This is a genomic window from Acetobacter garciniae (assembly GCF_017377735.1).
Lineage (GTDB): Bacteria > Pseudomonadota > Alphaproteobacteria > Acetobacterales > Acetobacteraceae > Acetobacter > Acetobacter garciniae.
On the sequence record NZ_JAFVMH010000006.1, the window covers coordinates 1 to 16737 of the forward strand.

The 16737-nt window shown below is 61.4% G+C and carries 15 protein-coding genes; 8 read left to right on the forward strand and 7 right to left on the reverse strand.

All coding sequences use genetic code 11. The features are described from left to right. Positions 1 to 1029: 1029 nt before the first annotated feature. The 3 genes from J2D77_RS11695 to spt all read left to right on the forward strand — a co-directional run bounded on the left by J2D77_RS11695 (position 1030) and on the right by spt (position 4401). A complete protein-coding gene (locus tag J2D77_RS11695) occupies positions 1030 to 2796 on the forward strand; it encodes a fatty acyl-AMP ligase (RefSeq protein WP_207846472.1) in 1767 nt (588 codons plus the stop codon). Between the two features lie 122 nt (positions 2797 to 2918). Then, the gene (locus tag J2D77_RS11700) at positions 2919 to 3170 is read left to right on the forward strand and encodes an acyl carrier protein (RefSeq protein ID WP_207846473.1); all 252 of its coding nucleotides are present in this window, start codon (positions 2919 to 2921) and stop codon (positions 3168 to 3170) included. Between the two features lie 7 nt (positions 3171 to 3177). Next, positions 3178 to 4401: a serine palmitoyltransferase gene (spt, locus tag J2D77_RS11705; RefSeq protein WP_207846474.1), complete on the forward strand. Its 1224-nt coding sequence runs from the start codon at positions 3178 to 3180 to the stop codon at positions 4399 to 4401. Here spt and J2D77_RS11710 read toward each other — a convergent pair. Both J2D77_RS11710 and J2D77_RS11715 read right to left on the reverse strand, forming a co-directional pair. After that, on the reverse strand, positions 4398 to 5348 hold the full coding sequence (locus tag J2D77_RS11710; protein ID WP_207846475.1) for a hypothetical protein: 951 nt from the start codon (positions 5346 to 5348) through the stop codon (positions 4398 to 4400). The genes spt and J2D77_RS11710 overlap by 4 nt on opposite strands. Positions 5349 to 5374: 26 nt before the next feature. Beyond that, the gene (locus J2D77_RS11715; RefSeq protein WP_207846476.1) at positions 5375 to 6355 is read right to left on the reverse strand and encodes a diacylglycerol/lipid kinase family protein; all 981 of its coding nucleotides are present in this window, start codon (positions 6353 to 6355) and stop codon (positions 5375 to 5377) included. Positions 6356 to 6483: 128 nt separating this feature from the next. On the opposite strand from J2D77_RS11715, the gene J2D77_RS11720 reads away from it, so the two are divergent. The 5 genes from J2D77_RS11720 to J2D77_RS11740 are packed head-to-tail and all read left to right on the forward strand — an operon-like array spanning position 6484 to position 11294. After that, a complete protein-coding gene (locus tag J2D77_RS11720; protein WP_230975752.1) occupies positions 6484 to 7398 on the forward strand; it encodes a metallophosphoesterase family protein in 915 nt (304 codons plus the stop codon). A gap of 8 nt (positions 7399 to 7406) precedes the next feature. After that, positions 7407 to 8588, forward strand: coding sequence for an LptF/LptG family permease (locus J2D77_RS11725; RefSeq protein WP_207846477.1), 1182 nt, complete (start codon positions 7407 to 7409; stop codon positions 8586 to 8588). A gap of 56 nt (positions 8589 to 8644) precedes the next feature. Next, positions 8645 to 9721, forward strand: a complete 1077-nt coding sequence (locus J2D77_RS11730) for an LptF/LptG family permease (RefSeq protein WP_207846680.1) — start codon at positions 8645 to 8647, stop codon at positions 9719 to 9721. Further along, on the forward strand, positions 9718 to 10500 hold the full coding sequence (locus tag J2D77_RS11735; RefSeq protein WP_207846478.1) for a sterol desaturase family protein: 783 nt from the start codon (positions 9718 to 9720) through the stop codon (positions 10498 to 10500). The genes J2D77_RS11730 and J2D77_RS11735 overlap by 4 nt, the downstream gene beginning before the upstream one ends. After that, positions 10497 to 11294, forward strand: a complete 798-nt coding sequence (locus J2D77_RS11740; RefSeq protein ID WP_207846479.1) for a nucleotidyltransferase family protein — start codon at positions 10497 to 10499, stop codon at positions 11292 to 11294. Before J2D77_RS11735 ends, J2D77_RS11740 begins: the two co-directional genes overlap by 4 nt. A gap of 78 nt (positions 11295 to 11372) precedes the next feature. On the opposite strand, the gene J2D77_RS11745 is transcribed toward J2D77_RS11740, so the two are convergent. The 5 genes from J2D77_RS11745 to J2D77_RS11765 form a co-directional block, all read right to left on the reverse strand. Next, positions 11373 to 12458 carry a glycosyltransferase family 4 protein gene (locus J2D77_RS11745; protein ID WP_230975754.1) on the reverse strand — a complete coding sequence of 362 codons (1086 nt, stop codon included), beginning with the start codon at positions 12456 to 12458 and terminating at the stop codon, positions 11373 to 11375. Positions 12459 to 12533: 75 nt separating this feature from the next. After that, on the reverse strand, positions 12534 to 12710 hold the full coding sequence (locus tag J2D77_RS11750; protein ID WP_207846481.1) for a hypothetical protein: 177 nt from the start codon (positions 12708 to 12710) through the stop codon (positions 12534 to 12536). A gap of 56 nt (positions 12711 to 12766) precedes the next feature. Then, the gene (locus J2D77_RS11755; RefSeq protein WP_207846482.1) at positions 12767 to 14281 is read right to left on the reverse strand and encodes an ArnT family glycosyltransferase; all 1515 of its coding nucleotides are present in this window, start codon (positions 14279 to 14281) and stop codon (positions 12767 to 12769) included. A gap of 302 nt (positions 14282 to 14583) precedes the next feature. After that, entirely contained in the window at positions 14584 to 15795 is a 1212-nt protein-coding gene (locus tag J2D77_RS11760) for a hypothetical protein (RefSeq protein WP_230975755.1), read from the reverse strand. Next, complete coding sequence (locus J2D77_RS11765; protein ID WP_230975756.1) at positions 15786 to 16715, reverse strand: hypothetical protein; 930 nt, start codon at positions 16713 to 16715, stop codon at positions 15786 to 15788. The genes J2D77_RS11760 and J2D77_RS11765 overlap by 10 nt, the downstream gene beginning before the upstream one ends. Positions 16716 to 16737: the final 22 nt, after the last annotated feature.

The following is a 16737-nucleotide window of genomic DNA, read 5'->3' on the forward strand; positions in this document are numbered from 1 at the left end:
ACGAAAAACACTGATGCTCAATTTTTTTGCCCACGCAGGTCTGGAGCATCCGTTCGCTCACGCAGGAGGCGGATGGTGGCCCCCTCCCCCCTGGGTGGAAGGCTTGACTTGATTTGGCGGAATACGATTTTTACTCAGGAGCAGGCTGAGAGAGGAAGGCGATCCTCTTTCCGGCTTATGGAACATAGTTTGATCACTCATGGCGCCAAGACGCGATAGAAAGGATGTCATTCTGCCAATGCGCATTCTCTTCCCATCCATCGCTCAATCGCATCAAACCCTGCATTCCCTGCCAGTTGCCATGAAGATGGCGTGCTCATATCCAAGCGTGACAGTGCGGTTGGCCCCTGCGGAACGAACGCATGGGGACTATGTGCGTTTACTGGATTTTCACTCTCCGGAATCGAGGGGGCATTGCAGCTTTCCGCAACCGTCTTCTCTTCCGCAGTATCGGGTCACCGTCTTCGAGGGGACTATTTTTCCCCGCTTACCGCACTCTTTCCTTAACAAAAATTATTTCTCGACGTTTCACGAGGTCGTCCCGCTCGCCCGGCTTTCGCTTTCCCTGCGGCATGGGGGACTTCACACGCCACGCCGGGTCCAACCACGACAGGATAGTGATGCCAGGACGGTTGGCATCGTCCCGAGTGGCTGGAATTTAGGTATTCCCGGAAATGGCCGCCTGAGGCCGCGAAATCTTTGGGTTCGAGGGACTGCTTCCCCCAAAAGCCGTGGCATCGGAATTCCTGCAAAAGCGGCGTTCGCAACCCGGTCGGGCAACGGTCTGCCGGGGTACGCTCTGCGCATTAACGGGGATAGCGATGAGGCCCGAGATGTGCGGGCATTGCGCCCCCCATGCAGCCTGGCCGACATGCGGGACGGAGACATCGGGCGGGCCTTGCCGACGCATGACGCTTTCATAAATCCCCAAAAAGACTATATACGCGACACGTTCGGCCTGACGGGGGGCGAACCTACCGCGCCACTGGGCGCTGACGCGATTGTTGATTTTCTTCGAATGGCCAGTTGATGAACATAATGAACTCTGCCCCTGCACCCACCCTGGAAGAGACGCTTCAGCCGGTTTCGACCGCATCCGGGCAGCCGCGCCGTTACGGAAATTTTGCGACCTTCTGCGAAGCGCTCGATTACGCAGCGCAAGGTGAGGCCGGTATCAACATCTATTCCGGCAAGGGCACGCTGCTTGAAGCCCTGCCCTACCGGACATTGCGCGACCAGGCGGTCGAGACGGGGCTGCGCCTGCTTGGCATGGGCCTGCAGCCCGGTGACCGCGTGGCCATTATTGCCGAAAGCGATGGCGACTTCGCGCGCATCTTCTTTGGCTGCCAGTATGCGGGCCTTATCGCGGCCCCCCTGCCCCTGCCCGTAGCCTTTGGCGGCAAGGACGCCTATCTGGCCACGTTGCGTGGCATGATCAAAAGCTCGCTCTCCAGTGCTGTGGTCATTCCCAATATTATTGAAGGCTGGACCGATGAGATTGTCGCCGGGCTGGGCCTGGTGTTCGCCGGCTCCCCTGCCGACCTGATGGCCCGCCCGGTGCCTGACATCTCCCTGCCCGTGGTCAAGCCGGACGCGTTGTCCTACCTTCAGTTCTCATCGGGGAGCACGCGCTTTCCCATGGGGGTCTGTGTCAGCCATCGTTCGGGCATGGCCAATGTATCCGCCATCGCACGCGACGGATTGCAGGTGCGCGAGACCGGGGACCGGTGCGTTTCCTGGCTGCCGCTCTATCACGACATGGGGCTGGTGGGGTTCTTCCTGACCCCTCTGACATGCCAGTTGACCGTGGACCTGCTGCCCACGCGAGAATTCGCGCGGCGCCCGCATGTGTGGCTCGACCTGATCAGCCGTAACCGCGGGACAATCGCCTACAGCCCGTCCTTCGGGTATGAACTGTGCGCCCGGCGCCCGGCATCGGCGGATCTGGACCTGTCCTGCTGGCGTGTGGCCGGTATTGGCGGCGACATGATCCGCGCGCATATCTTGCAGGAATTTGCCGACCGCTACGCCCCTGTGGGTTTTGACCCCAAGGCCTTCGTCGCAAGCTATGGCATGGCCGAAGCTACGCTGGCCATCAGCTTCGTGCCCCTGGACAGCGGCATTCAGACCGACACGGTCGACCTGCCCTACCTGGAAAGCAACGCCATCGCGCGCGCACCTGCCACACCGGACACGCCCAGCCGCACGTTCGTCGTATGCGGCAAGGTTCTGCCCGGCCATGAACTGGAAGTGCGCAACGCCGCCGGACGTGTTCTGGGCGATCGCCAGATCGGCACGATCTATGTGCGCGGCCCCAGCCTGATGAGCGGCTACTTCCGCATGGAAGACGAGACGAACAAGGTGCTGGACAGCGATTTGTGGCTGAATACCGGCGACCTGGGCTATATGCTCGACGGGCAGATTGTGGTGACGGGTCGTGCCAAGGATTTGATTATCATCAATGGCCGCAACATCTGGCCGCAGGACCTGGAATGGTCGGCCGAGACGCATATTCCCACGCTGCGCAGTCGCGACGTGGCAGTTTTCTCGCTGGAAAAAGGCGACCATGAGGAAATCGTGGCCCTGATCCAGTGCCGCACATCCGACCCGTCGGTGCGTGCGGCGCTGTGTTCCGACGCCGCCAGCCTGTTCCGCCGCCTGCATGGGGTTGACGTGTCTGTGGTGCTGGTGCCCCCTCATGCCCTGCCCCAGACATCGTCGGGCAAGTTGACACGCGCCAAAGCCCGTAACATGTACCTGAGCGGCGCTTTCGCGCAGCAGACCCAGGTCGCCTGAGCAACCTGCCCATTTACACGCGCCTATGAGAGAAAGACTGGTCAAACCGGCTTTTTTCTCTCATAACGCGCCACAACGGGCTGAAGCTCGGTTGTGAGCCTTATAGGATTGAAGGATCTGACATGAGCGAAACCGTTGAAAGCGTTTCCGCGCTGATCATCCAGAAGCTGCTTGCCAACCCGAAGGTGCCACGCGACATCGACGGCAACTGCAAGATCATGGAAGACCTTGCTTTTGATTCCCTGGCGGTAATGAACTTTGTCATGGAAGTGGAAGACAGCCTCGATGTCTCCGTTCCCCTCGACAAACTGGCCGATATTCGTTCGATCAACGATCTGGCTGCCTGCATTGTCGACCTGAAGAACAAAGGGTAAGCGGGGCATGACGTCACTGTTTGCCAAATATCAGGGCATCGCAAGCGCGTTGGGCGCTGTGGTTGCCGCTGGCGGACGTAACCCCTTTGCCGTCGTTATCGAAAAGCCCGTCTCCTCGACGGTGGGCATTATCGAAGGTCGGCACACCCTGTTGTTCGGCACCAACAACTATCTGGGGCTGAGCCAGTCCGAACGCGCCATCAAGGCGGCACAGGACGCAGCAGGTGCTTGTGGCGTGGGCACCACGGGTTCGCGCATCGCCAACGGCACGCAATCCCTTCATCGCCGCCTGGAACACAAGATTGCGGCGTTCTTCCACCGGCGGGACGCCATGGTGTTCTCAACGGGGTACCAGGCCAATCTGGGCATGATCTCGGCCCTGGCGGGCAAGGACGACTACCTGCTGCTGGATGCGGACAGCCATGCCAGCATCTATGACGGCAGCCGGTTGAGCAGCGCACAGGTTATCCGTTTCCGCCATAATGACCCGGACGACCTTTACAAGCGCATCAAACGTCTGGATGCCCCCGATAGCGCCAAGCTTGTCGTGGTCGAGGGGATTTACTCCATGACCGGCAATGTAGCGCCCGTGAAGGAATTTGCCGCCGTCAAGAAAGAGACCGGTGCGTATCTTCTGGTGGACGAAGCGCATTCATTCGGCGTGCTGGGCGAGCACGGGCGCGGCGCGGCCGAGGCGGACGGTGTCGAGGCCGACGTGGATTTTGTCGTGGGCACGTTCTCCAAAAGCCTTGGCACTGTCGGTGGCTATTGCGTGTCCGACCATCCCGAACTCGAACTGGTCCGTCTGAACTGTCGGCCGTATATGTTCACCGCGTCACTTCCGCCAGAAATTATCGCAGCGACTGCTGCGGCTCTGGAAGAAATGCAGGAACGCCCGGAACTGCGCCTGCGGCTGATGGAAAACGCCGCCAGGTTGCATGCGGGTTTTGTGCGGATCGGGCTGAATGCCAGCAAGCAGGTCAGCCCCGTTATCGCCGTAACGCTGGAAACGGTGGAACAGGCCATTCCCATGTGGAACCGGCTGCTGGAACTTGGGGTTTACGTCAATCTCAGCCTGCCCCCCGCCACACCGGATTCCCGTCCGCTGCTGCGCTGCTCGGTCATGGCCACGCATACGCCCCAGCAGATTGACGACGCGATCGAGATATTCAGGCAGGCCGCGCAGGAAACAGGGGCAACTGCGGCACCCGCACCACTTGTGGCGTCCTAACGCCGCGTAAAAGCCCCGCGCCGCCAGAGCGACCAGAACACTGGCGGTGCTGCAAGCAGCGGGTGCTTTTCGGCAAACGGCGTTATGGGAATTTCGATCCCGCTATGGCGGCGCAGTTTCCATGCGACGTAGCGCGCAGCACCTGTAAAAGTATACGCGGCCTTGATCAGGCGCATGATATTCAGCGGCCTGCCGAACCGGGCCCGCAGCCCCCACTGGCTTGCGGCCCGCTGCTTCTGGCTGGCGGACAGGCCGGGGCTGATGGCGTTCCCGTCCACACTGGGGTGTAGACCCGCAAGAACCCAGCAGGGCTCAAGCGCCTGTTCGTACCAGTCCGGACAGGCATCGACCAGGCTTGTCGGCCGCTTTCCACTTTCCACACGCAGTTCGGCACCATAGGTCCGACGGTAGAGCGCATCCCAGAAGGCGCGGCGCGGCGCGGTTTGCGGCCCCAGCAGGGCCGCCCAGCGGGCTGCCGTGACAAGGGCGCGCATGACGCAGCACTGGAGAGCGCGGGCAGCAGCAGCATCGCGCGCCCAGACCAGCCGAGAAGGCTGGGAAAAACGGGCCCATATCGTCGTATCGAGTGTCGCAAACCCGGTCAGCGCACGGAATTGCCTGAGCGAGAGGATGGCCACCTTTGCGCGCATCCGACGCCCACCTACGATCTGTTCGTGATATTCCACATTGGGGGGCAGCACGGCATTGCCCAGCCGGGCCAGTGGGGTGCGTGGCCAGTCCGACTGACGTTCGACGATGACATAGAAATCGAGCAGCGTGTCATCGTCAATGCCGCCACGCAGCCCTGAACCGTAGAACAGCACCCCCAACGGACGCGCAGCCCCCATGATCTGACCGACAAAGTCGGACACGCCGGCTGGCAAGGTGGCACTGAGTTCGCGCGCCGTCAGGGCGGCAAGCAGGGTCCGGGCCTGGGCCGTGGTCATGCCTTGGCTATCGGGCGATACATACGTCATGCCTGGAGGAAGGAGACCATCGGGCCGGCCGCGATCGTGATACGGCCATCGGTGCCGGGGGACAGCACTTCTCCATCCAGTACGAAAGCCTGCCTGGTTTGCAGCACCAGCCTGTCCGCACGGCCGCTGGCATAGCTGCCGGACTGCTTCAGCCACTGCGGCACATGTCCGCGCAGCAGGTTCCACGCCGCAGGGAACAGGCGCTTGGGCATGGCCGCCACGTCAAGATAGCTCAGTCCCCTGTCGGCCTCCCCCGCCGCGTTCCAGAACGGCCAGGCACCGTAGGGGAGCCGTTGCAGGCTTGTGCACAGCAGCAGAAAATGCTCGGCACCGGGCATGGCATGACCGTCGGCTGTGATCCCTGCCGTTACCCCTGCAAGCCAGCTCCGGCGCTGGGCGGGGGATATGAGCTGGGCAAAGCTTATCAGCAGCGTGACCAGAACAGCCATGTCATGCGACCAGTGTTCCAGAACGCCGGGCTTGTGCGCGATCTCTATGCCGCGTGCAAAAGCGCCCAAGCCCCCGAAAAACCCCAGAATATCCTCGCCCTCATGCCCCATGCGGGAGACCACAAGCGGCCTGCGGCGGCATAGTTTCGCCCCCGCCTGCCCGCTGGCCAGCCGGTCCCGCACCAGACGCAATGCCTCTGGCCCCCGCATACCGAACCCCACATCCGCTGCGATCAGGTTGGTATTGCCCGAAGGCAGGACAGCCAGGGAGGGCCAGTATTCATGCGGCCAGGACGAGGCATGGAGCGCGCTCAGCACGCTGCCGACCGTGCCGTCCCCCCCATCCACCACGATACAGGCAGGCGGGACACGGGCCAGGTTTTCGATGACCCGGCGCAGTTCGGCATGCGATCGGGGGGCATGGCACATGCCTGAAGGCATGGCCCGCACCACCTCCTGATACTGCCGGTCGATCTTGAGATTCCGCCGGCTGCGCGGGTTGTAGATAAGGGCGAAATGGTCCGGCACTCGGTATCTCTTGCTCACACGATCAAACGGTCAGGGGCTTTTGCCCTGCCCTGGTCATGGTGGTATACTGGCACTTTATATCGTTGTCACATGCCGTACCCTCACGGCAATCGTGATGGGAGCTGGCCTTGTCGTTGCCCTGTGTTCGGATTGCGCATTTTTCCGACCCCCATCTGCCTTTGGCCGAACTGCCCGGCTGGCGGGAACTGGGTTTCAAACGGATCCTGAGCCTGCTTTCGTGGAGCGTGAGACGGCGCAAGCTGCATCGCTGGGCCCCGCTGGAAGCGGTCATGCGCGATATAGCACGCGCGCGGCCGGATCTGGTGGCCCTGACGGGGGATCTGACCAATCTGGGCCTGCTGGCGGAATTCCGCCAGGCCCGGCAGTGGCTGGACCGGCAGGATCTGCCCCCCACACTGCTGGTTCCCGGCAACCATGAAGCCCTGCTGCGCGAAAACAGTGCCGCCAAGCGCGCGATGTGGGAGCCCTGGCTACACCGCAGCAAGCTTTACCCCGCCCTTTCCGTGTTGGAACAGGATGGCGTGGCCTTGATCGGCGTCAACACCGCGCGGCCGTCCCTGCCTTTTCTGGCGACCGGCAGCGCGGGGGAGGCACAGCTTGCGCAACTGGCACAGTGCCTGAGCCAGAGCAGGGCGGCCGGGCTATGTCGCGTCGTGCTCCTGCACCATCCGCCGGTGGCGGGGCTTGTCAGCACCCGAAAAGGCCTGACCGATCTTGAAGCCTTCCAGGCCGTTCTGCGCCAGAACGGAGCGGAGCTGGTGCTGCACGGGCATTCGCACCGCGCGACCTTCACCCGGCTTGCGGGTTCGGCCATTCCCGTCCTGGGCACGACCTCGGCCTCGCACACGCCCGATACCCCCGCCACGGCCGCCGGCTGGAACCTGATTACCATCACCCCGCAACCCGACAGGTGGGCGATAACCGTGCAGCGACGCGCCCTGACACCGGGCGGAAGCATGACCGACTGTGCAGAGTACCATGCCTTTACCGCGGATCGCTTTTTGCCGCCAAGCGCGCTATAAGGCCGTTCATGCCGAAAGAGCCTTTTTTGCACCGGTTCAGCAAGGCGCTTGCTCCCGGCACCCTCGACAAATACATGCTGACGCAGTTGCTGCCGCCATTCGTTATCGCCCTGTCGGTGGTCATGATCGCGTTGCTGCTCGAACGCCTGCTGGTGCTGCTCAACCTGCTGGCTGTCGGCAACAGCCACCTGGGCGTCTTTCTGGAACTGGTCGCGACCCTGCTGCCCCATTACCTGGGCCTTGCCATCCCTGCCGCGCTGTGCGTGTCGGTCTTTTCCGTCATCCGGCGCATGAGCCAGAATGAGGAAATCGATGCGATCAACAGTGTGGGCATTTCCCTGCTGCGGATCATCCGGCCCTATATGCAGCTTGGGGCCGCCCTGGGGGTTGCCTCGTTCTTTCTCTACGGGTTCGTGCAACCCCATGCGCGTTACGAATTTCGCGCCGCATTCTATTTCGCAAGCCATGCCGGCTGGACCCCGCGCCTGCAGTCCCGCATGTTCGGCAGCCCCTCTGCCGACCTGACAATCACGGCGGAAGAGGTCACACAGGGTGGTTCGGAACTGCACCATGTCTTTATCCGCGACATGACAGACCATTACGAACGCGACATCACCGCCCGGCGCGGGCATATCCGCCTGGCACCGGATGGCAGCACGGTGCAGATCGATCTCGAACACGGAACCATCGTCACCGACCGCCCGCAGGATGCCCCTTCGATCACCACGTTCGAGCATTCCACCCGTTTCCTGACCCATGCGTCCGAAGTTTCTCCCTTCCGCCAGCGCGGGGATGACGAGCGCGAACTGACCTCGCCCGAGCTTGTTTCGCGGCTGGTGGCGCATAATCCGGCCATTTCACGCCCGCATATGCGCTCGGAAGTGCATTTCCGCCTGGCCCGCAGCCTGACCGTGCCCTTCATTCCCATGCTGGCCGCGGCCCTTGCGATCGCGCGCAAACGCCAGCGCGGCAATATCGGCCTGCCCCTGGCATTTCTGATCATGGTGGGGTTCGATCATATCCTTCAGTTCGGCCATAGCCTTGTCGCCACCCGCAAGGCGTCGCTGCTGGCAATCTGGGGGCCTGCGGTCATTTTCATCCTCATCTGCGCCACCCTGCTGCTCTATCAGTCGGGTATGTTCTCCCTTATCCGCGCGCGCCTGCGCCGCCACCTGCCCAGACCCGCCTGATGGAAACCCTGCCCCCCCCACGCCCCGACACCGCGCCCGGCGACAGGCTGCCCTTCATGTCGCGGCATGTGCTCCTGCGCTATCTGTCGGGCACGTTGTTCATGCGCGTCATGTTCTGCTGCGTGGTGCTGGTAGGGCTTCTGGAAATTCTGGCCCTGCTGGAACAGACCACGCCCATATTGCAACGCCATCTGGGCGTGCGGGGCATTCTGTCCTATGCGGGCATGCGCCTGCCGTTCCTGCTGACGGGCTCCCTCCCCCTGAGCGTGCTGATCGGCGCGCTGGTCATGCTCACGCAGCTTACCCTGAGCAGCGAGATCGCCATTCTGCGGGCCTGTGGCCTGTCCACGATCGGGCTGTATGTGCGCCTTATTCCCGCAACACTGGTCATCGGCCTGGCAGGTGTTGTCATGGATGACCAGTTCACACCCCGGTCCGAACAGGCCCTGGCGGCGTGGTGGAACAGGACCGATCCCCAGCCCGATCAGGGGCGCGCCTTCTGGTTTCGCGATAATGGCCGAGTCCTGCGGGTGGGCTACGTGTCGGATGGCGGCAATATGCTCACACGCATAGATATTTATACACGCGGGCCGGACGGGTTGCTGACCCAGGCCCTGCACGCCCAGCGGGCCACCTACACGGGGGCGCAGGGCTGGACCCTGCACGATGTCACCAGTGTCAATGTCCATGACTCCAAGGTCGAACGCCCCGCCCCACTGGCGGACAGCCCCTGGCCGACCGGGCTGCGACCGGCCGATTTCATCCGCCTTGCGGCAGACACCCCGCCCCTTTCCACCACCACTGTCCTGGGCATGCTGCGCGGGCGCCTGCCTTCGGATTCCACACCGGCTTACTTGCAGGCCGGCCTGCTTGAACGCTTCCTGCGCCCGCTGTCCCTGCTGGTATTGCTCTTGCTTGCCTTGCCCGTGATCTATATCCCTCCCCGGACAGGCACACGCAGCTGGCTGCCCGTCTGGTGCCTGGGTGCCGGGCTGCTGTTCATTATCGTTCAGGGATTATTGCGCGCCATGGGCAATGCCGAACTTTTGCCACCCGCGCTTGCGACAGTTCCGGGGCTGGTAATCTTCACGCTGGGTGCGCTGAGCATACTCATTAGGAGCGAAACACGATGAGTGGCACGTTAAACAACCCGTCGCTCAAGACTGGCCGCAGTTTTGACCTGGGTAAAATGAACCTTCGGCAGCTTTGGGTCGCCTATCTGACCTACCCGACCATCCTTTTGTATTTCGCGCTCATTCTCGGCTGCCTTGCGATGACCTGCCTGTATTTCGCGGGGTGGGGTGCAACCTTGCTGGCGGCCTGTGCCGTGGTCGTGGTCTACCCGCTGGCGTGGTACCTGCTGCACCGCTACGTGCTGCACGGACATTTGCTGTACAAAAACCCCTGGACCGCCAGCCTATGGAAACGCATCCATTTCGACCACCATCAGGACCCGCATCTACTTGACGTGCTGTTCGGCGCACCCGTGACCACGCTGCCCACCATTATCCTGATCACCGGGCCGATCGGCTACCTGATCGGCGGCGTGGGTGCTGCCGCAGCCGCCATAGGCACCGGCATTACCATCACCTGTATCTACGAGTTCTTTCACTGCATCCAGCACCTGAACTACAAGCCCCGTTCAGCCTGGATCCAGCGCATGAAGGCGCGGCACGTCTTGCACCATTTCCATGATGAAGACGGCAATTTCGGCATTACCAGCTTTGTGGTCGACCGTCTTTTCGGCTCCTACTACGTGGATGCCAAGGCCCGGCGACGCAGCCCCACCGTGTTCAACCTGGGCTATGACATCCAGCAGGCCGCGCGCTATCCCTGGGTCATGCAGCAGACAGGTTCCCCCCCGCGTGACCGGCCCGATGGCGCCCGCCCGGAAGGCAAACACGCCGCATGAATGCCGCCACACGGCCGGTAACAGCCCTGATCCTGGCTGGAAGCAGGCCGGGCAAGCCAGATCCGGTAGCCGTGGCCAGCGGTGTTGCCCATAAGGCACTGTTTCCCGTGGGCGGCGTTCCCATGATAGCACGGGTGATCGCGGCCCTGCGTGCCACGCCGGCCATTGGTCGGATTGTTGTCTGCACCAACACACCCGACGGCCTGGCCCCCGTTCTGCCGCCCGATGTGGCCATGCTGCCATCCAGCCCCGAAGGACCCAGTGCAAGCGTTCTGGCGGCCCTGGGGCAGTACGGCACGCCCCTGCTGGTAACGACCGCGGACAATGCGCTGCTGCAAGCCGGCTGGGTGGAGGAATTTCTGGCCCGTATCCAACCCGGCAGCGACATGGCCGCCGCAGTCGCCACGGAAGAAACCGTGCGGCGCGATGTTCCCAATACCCAGCGGACCTATATCCGCCTGGCTGACATGGCGTTCTCGGGCTGCAACATGTTTTTGTTCAAAACCGCCATTTCCGCACAGGTGGCCACCCTGTGGCGGGAGGTGGAAAAGAACCGCAAGCACCCCCTGCGTATTGCCTGGACCCTGGGCCCGCTCATCCTGCTGCGCGCCCTGACAGGCCGGCTAACGCGCAAGGCCCTGTATGCGCGCATTCACACCCTGACAGGGGCACAGGCCGAACTGGTCCCCCTGTCGGACGGGCGCGCGGCGGTGGACGTGGACAAACCGGCCGACATGGTCCTGGCCGAACGCCTGGCCGCAGGTTTGCCGCCCGTCCGTTCGGGGCACAGCTAGGCCTGCCTTCTCGGTCACTTTCGCCCCTTTTTGAAGCCCGGCAGGCAGGCCGTTCCCTGAAGACTGGCCTGCTGGTCGCTATCGGCGGAGAGGGGCTCCGTAAAACAGGCTCTCCCACTGCGGCAGTATCCGGTCGGGCCCGAACTGTGCGGCCTTCTGCAACGCGGCACGCGAATAGGCCTGCCTGCGGGCCGGATCGGCCATCAGGTCGATAAGCGCTTCGGCCAGTCCCTGAATGTCGCCGGGGGGCACCAATGTACCGGATACGCCATCGGCAATCAGTTCTTCCGGCCCGGTCAGGCAGGCAAAGGCCACGCAGGGTAATCCGGCCGAAATTGCCTCCTGCAACACCATGGGCAGCCCTTCGAACCGTGAGGAACAGCAATACAGGCCGGCTGCGTCGAAACAACTGGCAATATCGCTGCGTGCGGGCTCCGCGCTCACGCGCGCGCTCAGCCCCGTGGTTTCTATCTGGCGCATCAGCGCGGCCTGCTCGGGGCCGTTCCCCACGATCCGCAAGCGCCATCCGTCGGCCCGGGGGTCGGCACATACACGCGCCCATGCCGCCAGCAGGAGGTCAAACCCCTTTTGCGGCACCAGCCGCCCCACCGCCAGAACGGTGCGCGCGGTCATGTCCACACGCGGGGCGGAGGCAGGCGGAGGCGCGATATTGGGAATGCAGGTCATGCGCGCACGCACGGTAGCACCAGCGCGCCACAAGCCGATATCGCGCTCTGTCAATGTCACGATATCGCTGGCCTGGCGGGCGACAATCTGGCGTCCCCACCGCCGCTTGCGCTTGCCCAGATCCGCCGTGAAATTGAAATGTTCCCAAAAGACCACGCGAACGCCCAGCCCCCGCAAGGCCGGAACCGCGAACAGCGCCAGGCTGGAGCCGATCACCACCACCGTATCGAACCCGCCGCGCCGCACATGCCGACGCAGCCGCAGCATGAGCCGCCACCCTGACAGCGCCAGCGATACCGGCCGGTCGAACAGTGCTGCCCGCCCGATCCGCCCGTCCAGATGGAATGCGGGCTCGCCCCCGCGTACGACTTCCAGCACCTCGAAATCGGCACCATGGCCCCGTTCGGCAAGGCCGCTGAGCACCCGGCACACGGAACGCTCCGTTCCCGCACGCGCGACAATGTTGTGAATCAGCAAACAGCAGCGCACCCTCTGTCCTTTCCTATCGGGGGTCAGCGCCACCCGGAACCGGGCCACGTGGCCCTGCAATCTTCAGTCCATGACGGAGGCCCAGACATGCCCGTAATCAGCGGCGACAAAGCCCGACAGCAGAATGGATGAGCGTTCATCCGCGTCCATACAGCACGCCCCGATCAGCGTATAGTGCACCCCTGGCGTGTCAGGCCCCTGCCCCCTCCCTACCGGGAACAACGATTTCGATCGGCGCATGCAACCCGAAAGTCCCCCTTTTTTTTCCATGAATATCCGCGCAGGGGCTTGCAGCATTACTGGGGCAGCTGGGGCATCAATGAAGAATGGGGGGCCGCTCCATTGAGCCCGTAAACAGAAATGGACGACTTGCCCACGGGGGCCGTATAGACAAGGTGATACTCTGTTTGCAGCCTATTATTAAGTATATCTCGGGCTTGTATATTTTCACCCGGTATCATGGCGTCTTTCAAGACAATATATATCGGCTTTTTTTGCAGTATACGCTGGATTTCGGTCAACGGATTGATGCCCGTCGCCTTCTGTTCGCCCAGGGCATAAAGATGCGCAGGAAACGGATGTGTCGTCATGTTACAAAAATCTGAAAAATCGTAGAAAACGGGAGAAGCATTATAAACAAAAACGCAGCCGGCGGGATGCGAGAGAACAGACACGACATTGTCGAAAAGCGCTTTGTTACCGTGGTCGTGCTTATGTTTGATGACCGTGAGCTGCCCCTTGACGGTCACATAGGCCAAAAGGACCACCAGCCAGACCTGGCCCCATTTTTTATTCCATAAAGGCGCCACGGCAACGCTCAGGGGCGTAAAGACGGGCAGCGCGTAATGGATATATCGGGTTCCGAAGACCGCAACGCCCAAAAGTGCCGACAGGGCCCAGAGATTGACGAACCGTCCGCAGTCCTTCTGCTGCACGGTCATGGCCGGGCAGGCCATTTTTCTGAAAAGGATGCTCAGCAGGAACGGCAATGCCAGCACCAGCATCTTGATGGCCTGATGCCTGGCGCTGCCCGGCTGGCTTTGTCCCCGGTAGAAAATGGAGATCACATTCGCAAACCACCATTCCTGCCCATATCCGGCCAGGCCATAAGCCAGGGCGACGATTGCGGTGGGCAAAACTGCGAGAACGACCCAGAGCAAGGCTTGAAGGGCGACATCACGCAAAGAGCCTGTTTTGCGGTAGAACAGCCATAACAGGAATGCACCCGCAAACACCCCTTCAAAAACGACTGTATATTTGATCTGAAGAGAGAGACCAAAGAGCACCATAACCTTGCAGGCTGCTCTTTTCATATCTTTTATACTCTTATTATCAGCATTTATCATGTCGATGATAAGAGACATCGCCCAGGCAACCAGGAGATTATAAAATACGGGGGACTGTCCACCTTCCCCGCCAGCCAGGTTCATGCAGCCGATATAGAGCAGCGCAGCCACCAATGCCCCCAGGGCGGGGGCGATGTGCCGTGCCATCTTCATGACAAGCAGGCTGGTCAGCCACACGCTGATCACCGCGCCAATCTGGTACGCCAGCAACCTGTAGGGACCGAATAAATGGAAAAAAGCATAAAGTAAAAAGAGACCAGCAGGCTTCCGGTCCCAGATATCGACGAAGGGGATCGCCCCATGGAGGATCTGCCCGCCGACAAACAGGTAATAGCCCTCATCCAGGTCGATCAACGGATTACCGAGGGACTGGAGCCGGGAGACAAGACAAAAAACCAAAAGAAGACCGGCAGAAAGACTATTCGCCAGACGCGATTGGCAAAAATTCGTCGCTTTCCCGATCACAGCACCATCTCCACTTAAATCTCGACGTCTTCTTCTAAAATTCACGTAATCAGGAGAAAGGAGCGGGCCCGGTTAATAGCGTCAGGACAACGGAGGCAAGGCGTCAGGGCTTGTATCTGCGCACCATAACGCTCGCCCCCATTCAAGGCGACTGATCCTTTGACATTATCTCCGTTTTTCAGACTTTCATTGAAAAAAAAATTTATTCACCTTCGATGCTGCCCGGAACAGAATTGGGGGAATTGTTACAATATGCCTGCGCGGCCCTGGCACGGCATAAACACTGCCGGACGCGCTCAGTCTCAGAACGACAGATGGGCTTTCGCCCTCATATCCTTGTACGCTGGTGCGGGAGCCGGCACCGGTGATCGTTGCATGAAACGCAGAATCGCATCGGCCGCCCGGCGGGACGATGGCGTGCCGTCGCTCACGCCGAATGTCTCCCTGCATGCCTGTTCCTGAAGATGGGCAAAGCGCGCGGGATCGGCCATGGCGCGATCCAGTGCTGCCGGCAGTTCGGCAACGCTGTCTATCACATCGCCCAGAAGCCAATGGGCGTAATTCGGGTTGCCGCGCCAGGCCGCGTGGTGCGAATTCAGAAAAATGCAGGGTCTTGGCCGATATATCCATTCATAAACCTGGCTGCTCACATCGCCCAGATAGATATCGGCCGCCCGCGTATAGGACATGTCGGTCGACAGCGAACTGCCCGTATCGATGCGCATATGCGGCAGGCTGAAAAAACGCTGCGGGATCTTCCTGCGCAACCGGATACGCCGATGTTCGAGCGAGGCATGCAGGCGACGCTGGAACAGCATGACATGCGGCGCGAAAATCAGATTGAACCGGTCCTGCTGCGCGAAGTAATCGAGCACCTGTTCGCCCATAGTCCCCCAGGATGATAACAGGGGGTCGAAATGCGGGTTGTACAGGACTGTGGGCCGGTCATTGTCGAAAATGCGCGGCACGTGATCGAGATCGACCGTATCGAATTTGGGGTAGCCGACAACGGCATAATTATCGGGTGTGATCAGCCCGCTGCGCAGCATTCTGTCGCGCACCTTGTTGCCCGATAACAGGACAAAATCGAACAGGCGCGTTACACCGCGAAAACCGATGGACCTGTCCCCCGCGCCATGCGGCAGGTAGATCAGCTTCAGGTTTTTCAATCCATAGCGGCTTTTAAGCAGCGTGGATGTGGTTTCGGGCACGACCAGCGCGTCAAACCCGGCAAATATTTCCAGGTTCTGGCGCAAAATGCCCAGCCGCCGGAATGGAATGACGCCGCCGGTCAGGCTGTTGGCGATATTGGCCAAGCCGGATGTGGTCAGGCGCACGAACCGGACAGGCATGTCAGGCGGAATAAAGGCCCGCACGCGCTGTTCCTGCTCAGCGCTGGAGCACAGAACGGACACATCGACCCCGTCGGCCGCCAGTTCCGCCGCGATCGGCGCCGTATGCGCGATCTGGTGCAGCATATCGTGGTTGAACAGGAAACCGATTTTCATGGACATAGGAAATTCCGGATGGCGTCCGCACCCCGCCGCGCGGCCCCCGGCGTGCGATCCCCCAGCGAACGGGCGGCCATGTCTTCCTGGCGGGCGCGATACAGGGCGTGGCGTTCAGGTGCGGCCGCGATGGCGGCGGGGAGATCGCGCGGATCGTCGATCACATCGCCCAGATGCCAATGGGCGAAATCGGGATTGTCGCGCCAGTCGATGTTATGGGCATTCAGGAACACGCAGGGCCTGGGCGTTACAAGGAATTCGTAAACCTGGCTGCTGACATCGCCGACATAAATATCGGCAGCCATCGTATAGGTCATGTCAACGCAGGCATCCGAACCCGTATCGATCAGGATTGTGGCATTACTGCGCGCATTCCAGCGGTCCCGGACCGATTGCGCCCGCCGGCGGAACATTTTTGTATGGGGAGCGACAACCAGATTGAACCGATCCTGCGCGGAAAACTGTTCGAGCATGGGTTCGATAAATCGCGGCCATGAAGACAGGCCACGCGCCTTGTGTGCATTATAGAGCACCACAGGCCGCTTTTGCGCGAAAAGCGGCTGCCCCGCACGTGGCAGCATTGCACAGGTTTCCAGCTTGACCGCGCCAATGACCGAATGATTGTCAGCCCGTATCAGCCCGGCATCGAGCATCCGCTGCGCTGATTTCTCACCGGGCAGCAGGACATGATCGAAAGCCCTCACCTCATCCGTAAAGCCGCGCGCGCGGTCGCCACATCCATGCGGCAGGTAGATCAGGCGCGGATGCGTAATACCCAGCCGCCGGGCAGAGGCCACCGTATCCTCCACCGTTACGATCGCATCGTAGCGGTTCAGTTCCCGGGCGTTATCACGCAGGACCATGTCCTTGAACATGCCCAGAATACGCAGCGACTGCATGGCGGCCGTGGGCCACGAGCGACGCATGGCGCGATAGTCCATTTCCGGC